Source organism: Pseudomonas sp. PS01300, assembly GCF_029960155.1.
Classification (GTDB): domain Bacteria; phylum Pseudomonadota; class Gammaproteobacteria; order Pseudomonadales; family Pseudomonadaceae; genus Aquipseudomonas; species Aquipseudomonas palmensis.
The window spans coordinates 32,451-44,909 of sequence record NZ_JASCPN010000019.1; the positions used below are offsets into that span (position 1 = coordinate 32,451).

Genomic DNA, 12,459 nt, shown 5'->3' on the forward strand with positions numbered 1-12,459 from the left:
AAGGCGGGGAGGCTTGCGGTGGCTGTTCTGGCGTCTTTGCCGGCCAGGCCGCCCCCTGCAGATTGCATGAGATTGCATGCAACCTGCAGGGGCCGGCCTGGCCGGCGAAGCGGTTTCACAGCTTGGCGAAGGCCCGCTCGGCAGCATCCAGGGTGATCTTCAGCTCGGTCTCGCCGTGGGCGATGGAGGTGAAGCCGGCTTCGAATGCGCTCGGCGCCAGGTACACGCCGCCTTCGAGCATCAGGTGGAAGAAGCGCTTGAAGCGCTCGGCGTCGCTGGCCATCACGTCGTCGAAGGTGACGATGTCGTCGGCGCCGCTGAAGTACAGGCCGAACATGCCACCGGCCTGGGTGGTGACGAACGGCACGCTGGCTGCATCGGCGCGCTGCTGCAGGCCATCGAGCAGGCGGCTGGTGAAGGCGCTCAGCTCGTCATGGAAGCCCGGACGGCTGATCAGCTTGAGGGTGGTCAGGCCCGCGGCCATGGCCAGCGGGTTGCCCGACAGGGTGCCGGCCTGGTACACCGGGCCCAGCGGCGCGATCTGTTCCATGATGTGGCGCTTGCCGCCGAAGCAGCCCACCGGCATGCCGCCACCGACGATCTTGCCGAAGGTCGACAGGTCCGGGGTTACCCCGTAGTGCGCCTGGGCGCCGCCCAGGGCCACGCGGAAACCGGTCATCACTTCGTCGAAGATCAGCACCACGCCGTGCTGGTCGCACAGGCTGCGCAGGCCTTCGAGGAAGCCCGGCGCCGGTGGCACGCAGTTCATGTTGCCGGCCACCGGCTCGACGATGATGCACGCCACGTCCTGGCCGACTTCACCGAGCATCTTCGCTACCGCGTCGATATCGTTGAACGGCAGGGTCAGGGTGTGCTTGGCGAACGCCGCCGGCACGCCGGCCGAGCTTGGAACGCCCTGGGTCAGCAGGCCAGAGCCGGCCTTGACCAGCAGGCTGTCGGAGTGGCCGTGGTAGCAGCCTTCGAACTTGATGATGCTGTCGCGACCGGTGAAGCCACGGGCCAGGCGGATCGCGCTCATGGTCGCTTCGGTGCCGGAGCTGACCATGCGCACCATTTCCATCGATGGCACGATCGAGCAGACCAGGTCGGCCATCTCGGTTTCCATCGCGGTCGGGGCGCCATAGGACAGGCCGTGGGCCAGTTGCTTGCGCACCGACTCCAGCACGTCCGGGTGGCTGTGGCCGAGGATCATCGGGCCCCACGAGCCGACGTAGTCGACATAGCGCTTGTCGTCTTCGTCAGTGACATAGGCGCCTTCGGCGTGCTTGAAGAACAGCGGCGTGCCGCCCACGCTCTTGAACGCACGCACGGGCGAGTTCACGCCACCGGGGATGTGCTTCTGGGCATTGGCAAACAGGGTTTCGGAACGAGACATGTCGGGCTCTCTCAGGCAGATGCGAACAGGGCGTTGAAGGCGCGGGCGCGGCGAGTGACCTCGGCCGTGCTGTCGGCGCCGAACAGGCCGTGAATCACCGCCAGCAGGTCGGCGCCATGGGCGACCAGCGGTGCGGCGTTGTCCAGGGTGATGCCGCCGATCACGGCAATCGGCAATTTGATGCGGCCACGGGCGTCCTCCAGCAGCTGCACGTTGCAGGCCGGGGCGCCGGGTTTGGTGACCGAGTTGAAGAAGCGGCCGAAGGCGACATAGTCGGCGCCTTCGCGGGCCGCCTGCTCGGCCAGGTCGAGCTGGGCGTGACAGGTGGCGCCGATGATCGCGCTGCGTCCCAGCAGGGTGCGCGCCGGGGTCAGCGGGCCGTCGGTCTGGCCCAGGTGCACGCCGACGTCCAGGCGCGCGGCCAGCTCGGCATCGTCATTGATGATCAGGCGGGTGTTGTAGCGCTCGCACAGGGCCTTGAGCGCTTCGGCCTCGCCCAGGCGACGTGCGTGGTCCTGGCTCTTGTCGCGGTATTGCAGCAGGGTCACGCCACCTTCGAGGGCCGCTTCGACGTAGGCAAGAAAGCGGCCAGCCAACAGTTGGCTGTCGGTGATGGCATACAAACCACGTAACTTCATCGTGCAGGCCTCGGGGCGGTCGGTCAGGAACAGAAATCCAGGGGCAGGCGGCGTGGCACGTACTGGCCCTGGCCGAGTTTTTCGGCGTCACGCAGGGTGCGCCAGGTGTAGTCCAGCGCCGAGCGTACCGCGCTGTGCAACTGCTCGCCCAGGGCCAGGCGTCCGGCCAGGGCGCTGGCCAGGGTGCAGCCCGAGCCATGGTAGTCGCCCGGCAGGCGCTGGCAGGTCCAGGTGTGGTGCTCGCCGTCGCGGCTGTACAGGCGGTTGTGAATTTCGTGTTCGTCGCCGTGGCCGCCGGTGATCAGCAGGTGCTTGACGAATGGCAGCAGTTTTTCGGCGCATTCATCGGCACTGCCTTCGGGCAGTTCGGCCAGGATGCGGGCCTCGGGCAGGTTGGGCGTGGCAATGGTGGCCAGCGGCAGCAGGCGTTCGCGCATGGCGTAGCCGACCTCGTCCTTGCCCAGGCGACCACCGCCACCGGCGCGCAGCACCGGGTCGCACACCAGCGGCAGGTGCGGGTGGGCGCTGAGCAGTTCGACGATGGTGTCGACCATGGCCAGCGAGCCAAGCATGCCAAGCTTCACCGCCGCGACGGTCGAGTCGGTCAGCACGGCATTGGCCTGGGCCAGCACCCACTCGCGCTCGAGCACGCGGAAGTCACTGACATTGACGGTATTCTGCACGGTCAGGGCGGTGACGGCCGGGGCGGCGTGACAACCTTGAGCGATCAGGGCTTCGATATCTGCCTGCAAGCCGGCGCCGCCACTGGGGTCGTGGCCGGAGAGACAGAGGACAACGGGGCGGGAGCTGTAGGTATTCATGGTGCGCGAGCTTACCACCAAACGCTTTTGGCGGGTCTTCCAGGCAGGCGGTGTTTTTGATCGACAGGTCAGATTGCTTCTCTGGTATAGGCTGAAAGCCGCGAGATAGAGCCTCTGAATTGAATTGAAACAACACCGCTGGAAGCGCCGGGAACCTATGCTAGAGTGCTCGCCAATCGATAACAGGTACTGTCGGATTTCGTCGCCTCAAACGGACAGGAGGCCAACGCGACGCGACTGCACATGCCACGCCGGGGCTGTATGCGTAATTTGCTGACTTTCTTGCTGTGCTGTTTGCCACTGTTGGCCAGCGCTGCCGATTTCGACGACACCACCCGGCAGTTGCCGCTGGGCCGCCTGATGCAGGTGTATGAAGACCCCGATGGCAGCGCCAGCATCGCCCAGGTGAGCTCGCCGGACTTCGCCAGCCGGTTCGAGCCGCACCAGGCCGACGTGCTCAACGCCGGCTATTCGACCTCGGTCTTCTGGATCAGGCTCGACCTGCGCTACACCGCCACGGCCCAGGCGGCGCCACGTCACTGGCTGCTGGAGCTGGCCTACCCGCCACTCGATTACCTGGAACTCTACCTGCCCGATGCCGCCGGGCACTACTACCTGGCGCAGCGCACCGGGGATGCCTTGCCCTACGCCAGCCGCCAGATCCGCCAGAACAACTACCTGTTCAATCTGCCGTTCGCCCCCGGCCAGGCGACCACTTTGTACCTGCGCCTGCACAGCGAGGGTTCGGTACAGGCGCCGCTGACGTTGTGGTCGAGCGATGCGTACCTGGAGGCGCAGCCCACGCGGCTGTATGTGCTGGGGCTGATCTACGGCGTGCTGCTGGGGATGCTGGTGTACAACCTGTTCATCTTCATCAGTGTGCGCGACAGGAGCTACCTCTACTACATCCTCTACATCGCCTCGTTCGGCCTGTACCAGGTCTCGGTCAATGGCGCCGGGGTGGCGTACTTCTGGCCGGACCACCCGTGGTGGGCCAACGCCGCCACCCCGTTGTTCATCGGCGCCGCGGGCCTGTTCGGTTGCCAGTTCGCGCGCAGTTTCCTGCAGATGGCCAGCCACAGCCGCGCCTTCGACCGCTTCCTTCAGGGGCTGATGGCCTGTTCGGTGCTGGTGATGGTGATGTCGCTGGCGCAGGACTACGGGATCGCCCTGCGCCTGGCTACCGCGCTGGCGCTGCTGTTCACGGTGAGCATCTTCGCCGCCGGGCTGTTTGCCTGGTGGCGCGGCATGCGCGTGGCACGCTACTTCATCATCGCCTGGTCGGCCTTTTTGCTCGGCGGGCTGGTCAACACCCTGATGGTGCTGGGCTACCTGCCCAATGTGTTCCTGACCATGTATGCCAGCCAGATCGGTTCGGCGCTGGAGGTGGGGCTGCTGTCGCTGGCCCTGGCCGACCGCATCAACAGCATGCGCGAAGAACAGGCGCGCACGCTGCGTGAGGCCGGGCTGACCCTGGAGCAGGCCAACCTGCAGCTGGCGCGCAGCAATCGCCTCAAGGACGAGTTCCTGGCCACCGTCACCCATGAGCTGCGCACCCCCATGAACGGTGTGATCGGCTCGCTGGAACTGATGCAGATGGCCACCAGCGAGCAGGAGCGTACCCCCTACCAGCACACCGCCAACGCTGCCGCGCAGAACATGATGCGCATGGTCGACGACATCCTGATTCTCACCGAGCTCAAGGCCGGTCGCCTGCAGGTGCAGACCGAGCTGTTCAGCGTGCATGGATTGCTTCACGAACTGCGCGTGCGCTTTCTGCCCAAGGCCCAGGAAAAGGGCCTGTTCTTCAACCTGGACCCGGGCATGGATCTGCCGGACGTGATCCACGGCGACCGGCGCAAGCTGGCCATGTGCCTGAGCTACCTGCTCGACAACGGGCTCAAGTTCACCCATCGCGGCGGCGTGCTGCTCAAGGTGCGGGCCACGCCCATGGGCGTCGATCAGGCGAGCCTGACCTTCAGTGTGCGCGACAGCGGTATCGGCTTTCACTGCCTGGACGAGGCAGCGCCCTACCAGCGTTTCTTCCAGGTCGATGGGTCGATGACCCGCGAGTACGGCGGCCTGGGCATTGGCCTGTCTATCTGTCGCAAGTTGGCGCTGTTGATCGACGCACAGCTGAGCCATCAGTCGAGCCCGGGCGAGGGCAGTTGCTTCGAACTGACCCTGACGGCCCGGGTGCCCAGCGGGTTTTCCGGGGCGCCCAGATCGGGGCAAATCGCGGCTGATTAGGCGTTTTTGTCACTTTGAGCCGGGGGCGGGGCGTGATTCACTGGGGTCACGTCCGGATCTGCCAGGAGCCCCCGATGAACCTGCACCAGTACGCCGAAACCCACGAAGTCACCAACCAGCCGCCCAGCCTCGACGGCGCCAATCTGTATCGCCTCGACCTGCCGCTGCAGCAATGGTCGCGCCATTACGGCGCGGGCTGGGCCGAGTCGCGCATCGATGCCTACGGCGCGCTGGCCGGTGGGCCGCTGATGGCCGCAGGCTTTCTGGCCAACCAGAACAAGCCGCAGTTCAGCAGCCATGACCGTTATGGGCATCGGATCGATCTGGTGGAGTTTCACCCGGCCTACCATGAGCTGATGCGGACTGCCATCGAGCATGGCCTGCCCTCGCTGCCCTGGGCCGAGCCGCGTGCCGGCGCGCATGTGGCCCGTGCCTCGATGACCTACCTGCACAGCCAGGCCGAAGCCGGTAGCGGCTGCCCGCTGACCATGACCTTTGCCGCGGTGCCAGCGCTCAGGCTGCAACCGGACCTGGCCGAGTACTGGGTACCCAAGGTGCTGGCCACCGCCTACGACCCGCGCAATGTCGGCGACCGGCACAAGGTGGGGGTTACGCTGGGCATGGCCATGACCGAGAAGCAGGGCGGTACCGACGTGCGTGCCAATACCACCCGGGCCTACCCGGTGGGCGCGCCGGGGCCGGGCCAGGCCTACGAGCTGGTGGGCCACAAGTGGTTCTGTTCGGCACCGATGTGCGACGCGTTCCTGACCCTGGCGCAGACCGACAAGGGCTTGAGCTGCTTTTTGCTGCCGCGCCATCGCCCGGATGACACGCGCAACCAGTTCTATATCCAGCGCCTGAAGAACAAGCTGGGCAACTGTTCGAACGCGTCCAGCGAGGTGGAGTTTCGCGGCGCACTGGCCTGGATGATCGGCGAGGAAGGCCGTGGCGTGCCGACCATCATCGAGATGGTGGCCATGACCCGTTTCGACTGCATGGTCGGCTCCAGCGCGCTGATGCGCCAGGCCCTGACCCAGGCCGCGCACCACTGCGCCCACCGCACGGTCGGGGGCCGGGTGCTGGCCGAGCAGTCATTGATGCAGAATGTGCTCGCCGACCTGGCCCTGGAAAGCGAGGCGGCGCTGGCCCTGAGCCTGCGCATGGGGCATGCGCTGGACCAGCCCGACGACCCGCACCAGGCGCGCTTTGCGCGGCTGATGACGGCGGTGGGCAAGTACTGGATCTGCAAGCGCGCGCCGGCCATGATCAACGAGGCCGCCGAATGCATGGGCGGCGCCGGTTATGTGGAAGAGAGCATCCTGCCCCGGCTGTACCGCGAGGCCCCGGTCAACTCGACCTGGGAAGGCTCGGGCAACGTGCAGTGCCTGGACGTGTTGCGTGCCCTGTCCAAGGAGCCCGGTGTACTGGACACGCTGTTCGCGGAGCTGGGCGATGGCCATGGCGACCCGCGTCTGGCCGCACACATCGGCAACCTCAAGGCGGCCTTCGCCGATACCGGCGACATCCAGTACCGCGCCCGCCAGCTCACCGAGGACATCGCCCTGGCGGTGCAGGCCAAGCTGTTGCTGGAGGCCGGCAATGCGGCGGTCAGTGACGCCTTCATCGGCAGCCGGCTGTCCGGCAGCGGCCGGGTCTACGGCACGTTGCCGCGCGGGGCGGACGTGGCGGCGCTGGTGCAGCGGGCCACACCGAACTGGCCGCTCTAACGTGCGTGCCTTTGCCGGCGGATATAGGCAAGATGGGCCCATGCATGTCAGACAGACAGGAAGTACATTGTGAGCCGTACCGATGAAACCTTCGTTGTCGTGGAAACCGCCGAGCAAGCCGTCGACCAGTTGGCCGCCTTGCACGAATCCGCCACCGCCGCACTGAGCCAGGCGCTCAAGCGCTACCTCAAGGACCGCACCGAGCCCAATGCGGCCGAGCGCGCGCAGTTTCGTTACCCCGAACTGCGCCTGACCTACCAGTATCAGGGTGACGTACCGGTGATCACCCGGGCCTACGCCAAGGTTCAGTTGCCGGGCACCTACAGCATCACCGTGACCCAGCCGGCCGCGTTTCGCGGCTACCTGCTGGAGCAGCTCGGGCCCTTGATGCGCGACTTTACCGTGACGGTCGAAGTGGGCCTGAGCGAGCAGAACATTCCCTACCCCTATGTGGTCGAGCAGGGCGATGAACTGGCCGGCACCGGCATCACCGCTGCGGCGCTGGCGCGGGTGTTCCCCAGCACCGACCTGTCGGCGGCCACCGACGGCATCGCCGACGGGCTGTACGACTGGGCCAACGTCGACCCGCTGCCGCTGGCGCTGTTCGACGCGGCGCGGGTCGATTTCTCGTTGCGCCGACTGGTGCATTACACCGGCAGCGACTGGCGGCATGTGCAGCCATGGATCCTGCTCACCAACTACCACCGCTATGTCGACCAGTTCATCACCCACGGCCTGGAGCAACTGCGCCAAGACCCGCGCTTCGTGCGCATGGTGCTGCCGGGCAACGTGGTGATCGAAAAGGCCATGGACAATGGCGAGGCCCAGGCGCTGGTGGCCGGGGTGGTGTGGCACCGCTACCAGATGCCGGCGTATCACCTGATTGCTGCCGACGGCCATGGCATCACCCTGGTCAATATCGGCGTGGGCCCGTCCAACGCCAAGAACATCACCGACCATCTGGCGGTGCTGCGCCCGCACTGCTGGCTGATGATCGGCCACTGCGGCGGCCTGCGCCAATCCCAGACCATCGGCGACTACGTGCTGGCCCACGCCTACATGCGCCGCGACGGCATCCTTGACCGTGTGCTGCCGCCCAATATTCCGATCCCGGCCCTGGCCGAGGTGCAGCTGGCGTTGCAGGAAGCGGCGGCGCAGGTGACCGGCGAACGTGGCGACGAACTGAAAAAGCGCCTGCGCACCGGCACCGTGCTGACCTACGACGACCGCAACTGGGAGCTGCGCTGGGCCCAGGAGCGCCCGTTGATCAACCTGTCGCGGGCTGTGGCAGTGGACATGGAAAGCGGCACCATCGCCGCCCAGGGCTACCGCCTGCGCGTGCCCTACGGCACCTTGCTGTGCGTGTCCGACAAGCCGCTGCACAGCGAGATCAAGCTGCCGGGGGCGGCCAACGCCTTCTACAACCGGGCGGTCAGCCAGCACCTGAAGATAGGTATTGCGGCGCTCGACCTGCTGCGCACCGAACTGAACTCGCTGCACTCGCGTAAACTGCGCAGTTTCGACGAGCCGCCGTTCCGCTGAGGCCCCATGCCGTTACCCCCCCGTTCCAAGCCGCGGCCCGCCGCGGCCAAACCCGCCGGCCCGCGTCGCCAGGCCAAGGCGCCGCCGGCCGCGCCGCGCCTGCTCCTGTTCAACAAGCCCTTCGACGTGCTGACCCAGTTCAGCGACGGCGAGGGCCGCGCCACCCTCAAGGACTTCATCGATGTACCGGGCGTATACCCGGCCGGGCGTCTGGATCGCGACAGCGAAGGGTTGTTGCTGCTGACCAATGACGGCCAGTTGCAGGCGCGCATTGCCGACCCCAGGCACAAGTTGCCCAAGACGTACTGGGTACAGGTGGAGGGCGAGCCGACCGAGGAGCAGCTGCAGCGCTTGCGCGAGGGTGTGCAACTGAATGACGGCATGACCTTGCCGGCCCAGGCGCGTCATCTGGAAGAGCCGCAACTGTGGCCGCGCAACCCGCCGGTACGCTTTCGCAAGAGCGTGCCGACCGCCTGGCTGGAGTTGGTGATCAAGGAAGGGCGCAACCGGCAGGTGCGACGCATGACCGCGGCGGTAGGCTTGCCGACCCTGCGCCTGGTGCGCGTGCGGATCGGCGACTGGAGCCTGGATGGGCTGGACCAGGGCTGCTGGCGCGAGGTGCCGGCGCGGCGCTAGACGCCTTCGATGAAGCCGATGACCACGCTCTTGATGACGAAGGCGAGAATGCCCAGGCCCAGCACGAAAAACAGGATGAAGGTGCCGAACTTGCCAGCCTTGGATTTTTTCGCCAGGTCCCAGACGATGAAGCCCATGAAACCAATCAGGATGGTGACCAGGATGGTCATCATCCATTCTTCGAACAACGCAGGATCCATCGATCTTCTCCGCCAGGTTGAAGCGCGCGATTATACGCCCGGCCCGCAGCGCTGACTAACGCAGGTGCGTAAGGGGCAGCTCGGTGCTGGCCAGCACCTGGTTGAGCACGAAGCTCGAACGCACGCTGGTGACGCCTTCGATGCGGGTCAGGTGGCCGAGCAGCAGCTTCTGGTAGTGGTCCATGTCTGGCACCACTACCTTGAGCTGGTAGTCGGCATCCATGCCGGTGACTAGGCTGCACTCGAGCACCTGGGGCAGGCTGCGGATGGCGGCCTCGAAGGTTTCGAAGCGCTCGGGGGTGTGTCGGTCCATGCCGATCAGCACGTAGGCGGTGAGGCTCAGGCCCAGCTTCTTGCGGTCGAGCAGGGCGACCTGGCGCGAGATGTAGCCATCGTCCTCCAGTTGCTTTACCCGCCGCGAGCAGGGCGAGGGCGACAGGCCGATCCGTTCGGCCAGTTCCTGGTTGGAGATGCGCGCATCGCGCTGCAGTTCGGCAAGAATGCTCAGGTCGTATCGGTCGAGCTTGCTCATGAATGAAGCCTTTTCTGTTTCGATTGCTGCGGATTATCAATCCTTAGTTAAAAATTGCGCAAGTAATGTTTTGTTGAGCAATTTTCGCAATCCTCTGTCGCAGCGCTTGCCTATGATGGTCAACAGAATCACTGCCCGGACACATGTCCACAGCGGCGGCCCCAATCAGGGGCGCTGCGGCCAGCAACCCCACCGGGTTGTGCTCGGCCCCCGGGCTGCACACTGTTCACAAGACAGCGTGAGGTGAGCCGGCGTCACAAGCGCCGAGCACGGACGAAAATCTCGAAGGGTGGCCTCAGGGTCACCCTTTTTTAATGTCCGCAATTTCATCTGGCGCCTGCTGGCGCGTGGCAGGCGGCCTGATAGAGTAGGCCATGAATGCCAGCGGGAGAGAAACAGCATGAAGTCGCGCATCTGGCAGTTGGCAGGTGTTGGTCTGCTTTGCCTGAGCCTGGGCGTACAGGCCCAAGACGAGCGTCGCGGACCACAGCAGGACCCCAATGGCGGCGAGCGCCCGCCTGCGTCCTCGCCGCTCAACGCGCGCCCGGACGAGGTCCGCCAGACCCAGCCGCCACGCCAGGGGTACTATCAGGACGTGCCGCGGCGCAATGACGCCAATCAGCACTGGCAGGCCGGCGGGCCGGGGCAGCGCCCTGGCGAAGGGCACGGCAATGGCTGGGGCCCCGGGCCTCAGTATCGGCCGGGGCACACCATAGACCGCTTCCCGGAACCGTACCGGCGCGTGCCGTATCGTGGCAGTGACTATTACTATTCCGGTGGCTACTGGTATCGCCCGCAGGGGCCGCATTACGTGGTGGTGGCGCCGCCTTACGGGGTACGGGTGAACTACCTGCCCGACTATGCGCGGCAGGTGTGGGTGGGCAGTGCGCTGTTCTTTCTGGCTGCAGGCACCTATTACCAGTACCTGGACGACAGCCGCGACTATGTGGTGGTAAGCCCGCCGGTGGCTGCGGCGCCGGCGCAACCGGGCAATGGCTATGACGTGATTGCCTACCCGGCCAACGGGCAGTCGCCACAGCAGGTCGATCAGGACCGCTACCAGTGTCACCGCTGGGCGGTGCAGCAGACCGGGTTCGACCCGGCATCGGCGACCTACGCGCCTGCGGCGCAGGTGACGGACACCTATCGACGGGCGCTGGGGGCGTGTTTGAGCGGGCGCGGTTACAGCGTCAACTGAAGCGCAACAGCTTCGCCGGCAAGGCCGGCTCCTACACGCACAGCGTGAATCCCGTAGGCGCCGGCCTTGCCGGCGAAGGGGCTGCTGTGTCACTCCACCGGGTCGGCATGCACCAGCACTTCGGCCTTGGGGTACTCCCGGCGGATCGCCGCCGCTGCCGCATCGCACAGCACGTGGGCCTCGGTCAGCGTCAAGGTGCCCGGCAGCTCCAGGTCCACCTGAACGAACCAGCGGTTGCCCGACACCCGGGTGCGCAGGTCATGCGCGCCCTGCACGCCAGGCACCGCGCACACCAGTGTCATCATCTGCTCGCTCACCTCGCCGGGCAGCTCCTTGTCCATCAGGATCGCCGAGCTTTCACGGGCGATCTGCAAGGCACTCCATAGAATGTACAGCGCGATGCCCAGGCCAAAGTACGCATCCACCTGTGGCCAGCCGAACCGCGCCAGCACCAGCGCGACCAGGATGCTGGCATTGAGCAGCAGGTCGGAGCGGTAGTGCAGCGAGTCGGCGCGCACGGCGGTCGAGCCGGTGAGGCGCACCACCCTGGCCTGCACCATCAGCAAGGCGACGGTCAGCCCCAGCGACAGCAGCATCACGACAATGCCCACCGTGGCATCACCCAGCGGCGTGGGATTTTTCAGGCGTTCGACCGCCTGTACGCCGATCAGTACCGCACTCACCCCGATGAACAGCGCCTGGGCCATGCCGGCCAGTGCCTCGGCCTTGCCGTGCCCATAGCGATGATCGTCATCGGCCGGGCGCAGGGCATAGCGCACCGCGAGCAGGTTGAGGAACGAGGCCACGCCGTCGAGCATCGAGTCGGTCAGGCCGGCCAGCAGGCTGACCGAGCCGCTGAGCCACCAGGCCACCGCCTTGCTCACGATCAGGATGCTGGCGACCCCGAGCGAGGCATTGGTCGCCAGGCGCAGCAGGCGGGCGTGTTCGGCGCTGGTGTTCATCGGTCGTCCTTGTGCGGGCGGTCAGGCGGCGGGCTTGAGGCCGTACATCGCCAGTTGTTCAACGCTGCCCTTGTGCTGGATCAGGCGCGGGTCGTTCAGCGGCAGGCGCTGGCCCAGCTCGCTCTCCAGGATGGCCTGCAGGCGCACCTTGTCGACCTTGCCATCGGCAGCGATGGCCTTGTTCAGCGTGTGCGGGTCGACCTGGGCGGTCTTGCCGCCGGGCAGGTAGATGGCACCGGTGGCAAAGTCGACGCCGAAGGCGATCAGCCCGGGGATCACGTAGAACAGGATACCGATGGCATCCAGTGCCACGATCACCGGGTCGACCTTGCCTTCGATCTGGCCGCGACGGTCGGGGAAGAACAGGGTGCCGCAAGCCGTCAGCTGGGTCAGCAGGGCAGCAACCACGGCACCGCCGATAAGGCGTGAAGGAATACGCATGTGAATCTCCGCAAAGTAGGCCGCACCGCTACCGGCGAAATGCCGGAGGGTGCAGCTAAGACCATGATAAGGCAGGCTCGGTTCGCCGTTATACTCGGCCGATTGTTCGAGGGCTA

Annotated in this window: 12 protein-coding genes; 5 read left to right on the plus strand and 7 right to left on the minus strand. The window is 66.0% G+C overall.

Going from position 1 to position 12,459, the window contains the following annotated elements:
* Positions 1-115: 115 nt before the first annotated feature.
* From hemL to QMX96_RS12125, 3 genes are read right to left on the minus strand one after another with little or no spacing between them, the layout of a single operon-like run.
* On the minus strand, positions 116-1,396 hold the full coding sequence (gene hemL / locus QMX96_RS12115; RefSeq protein ID WP_054916347.1) for a glutamate-1-semialdehyde 2,1-aminomutase: 1,281 nt from the start codon (positions 1,394-1,396) through the stop codon (positions 116-118).
* An 11-nt stretch (positions 1,397-1,407) separates the two neighbouring features.
* Entirely contained in the window at positions 1,408-2,034 is a 627-nt protein-coding gene (gene thiE, locus QMX96_RS12120) for a thiamine phosphate synthase (protein WP_043863883.1), read from the minus strand.
* A 23-nt stretch (positions 2,035-2,057) separates the two neighbouring features.
* A complete protein-coding gene (locus tag QMX96_RS12125; protein WP_282361843.1) occupies positions 2,058-2,855 on the minus strand; it encodes a hydroxymethylpyrimidine/phosphomethylpyrimidine kinase in 798 nt (265 codons plus the stop codon).
* A gap of 261 nt (positions 2,856-3,116) precedes the next feature.
* On the opposite strand from QMX96_RS12125, the gene QMX96_RS12130 reads away from it, so the two are divergent.
* The 4 genes from QMX96_RS12130 (at position 3,117) to QMX96_RS12145 (ending at position 9,010) form a co-directional block, all read left to right on the plus strand.
* Positions 3,117-5,105 carry a sensor histidine kinase gene (locus tag QMX96_RS12130; RefSeq protein WP_054916371.1) on the plus strand — a complete coding sequence of 663 codons (1,989 nt, stop codon included), beginning with the start codon at positions 3,117-3,119 and terminating at the stop codon, positions 5,103-5,105.
* Between the two features lie 74 nt (positions 5,106-5,179).
* Entirely contained in the window at positions 5,180-6,832 is a 1,653-nt protein-coding gene (locus QMX96_RS12135; RefSeq protein ID WP_282361844.1) for an acyl-CoA dehydrogenase family protein, read from the plus strand.
* A gap of 69 nt (positions 6,833-6,901) precedes the next feature.
* Positions 6,902-8,374 (plus strand): AMP nucleosidase, encoded by a 1,473-nt coding sequence (gene amn, locus QMX96_RS12140; protein ID WP_043863881.1) that lies wholly within the window; start codon positions 6,902-6,904, stop codon positions 8,372-8,374.
* A 6-nt stretch (positions 8,375-8,380) separates the two neighbouring features.
* Positions 8,381-9,010 (plus strand): pseudouridine synthase, encoded by a 630-nt coding sequence (locus tag QMX96_RS12145; RefSeq protein WP_043863880.1) that lies wholly within the window; start codon positions 8,381-8,383, stop codon positions 9,008-9,010.
* Here QMX96_RS12145 and QMX96_RS12150 read toward each other — a convergent pair.
* Both QMX96_RS12150 and QMX96_RS12155 read right to left on the minus strand, forming a co-directional pair.
* Positions 9,007-9,210, minus strand: a complete 204-nt coding sequence (locus QMX96_RS12150; protein ID WP_043863879.1) for a DUF2788 domain-containing protein — start codon at positions 9,208-9,210, stop codon at positions 9,007-9,009. The two genes, QMX96_RS12145 and QMX96_RS12150, sit on opposite strands and share 4 nt — an antisense overlap.
* Positions 9,211-9,265: 55 nt before the next feature.
* Entirely contained in the window at positions 9,266-9,742 is a 477-nt protein-coding gene (locus tag QMX96_RS12155) for an Lrp/AsnC family transcriptional regulator (protein WP_043863878.1), read from the minus strand.
* 400 nt (positions 9,743-10,142) lie between these two features.
* Here QMX96_RS12155 and QMX96_RS12160 point away from each other — a divergent pair, with 400 nt between their 5' ends.
* Positions 10,143-10,940: a DUF6515 family protein gene (locus QMX96_RS12160; RefSeq protein ID WP_078481375.1), complete on the plus strand. Its 798-nt coding sequence runs from the start codon at positions 10,143-10,145 to the stop codon at positions 10,938-10,940.
* Between the two features lie 89 nt (positions 10,941-11,029).
* Here QMX96_RS12160 and QMX96_RS12165 read toward each other — a convergent pair whose 3' ends face one another.
* Both QMX96_RS12165 and QMX96_RS12170 read right to left on the minus strand, forming a co-directional pair.
* Complete coding sequence (locus QMX96_RS12165) at positions 11,030-11,902, minus strand: cation diffusion facilitator family transporter (protein WP_054916351.1); 873 nt, start codon at positions 11,900-11,902, stop codon at positions 11,030-11,032.
* Between the two features lie 21 nt (positions 11,903-11,923).
* Positions 11,924-12,343, minus strand: a complete 420-nt coding sequence (locus tag QMX96_RS12170; protein WP_043863875.1) for a hypothetical protein — start codon at positions 12,341-12,343, stop codon at positions 11,924-11,926.
* Positions 12,344-12,459: the final 116 nt, after the last annotated feature.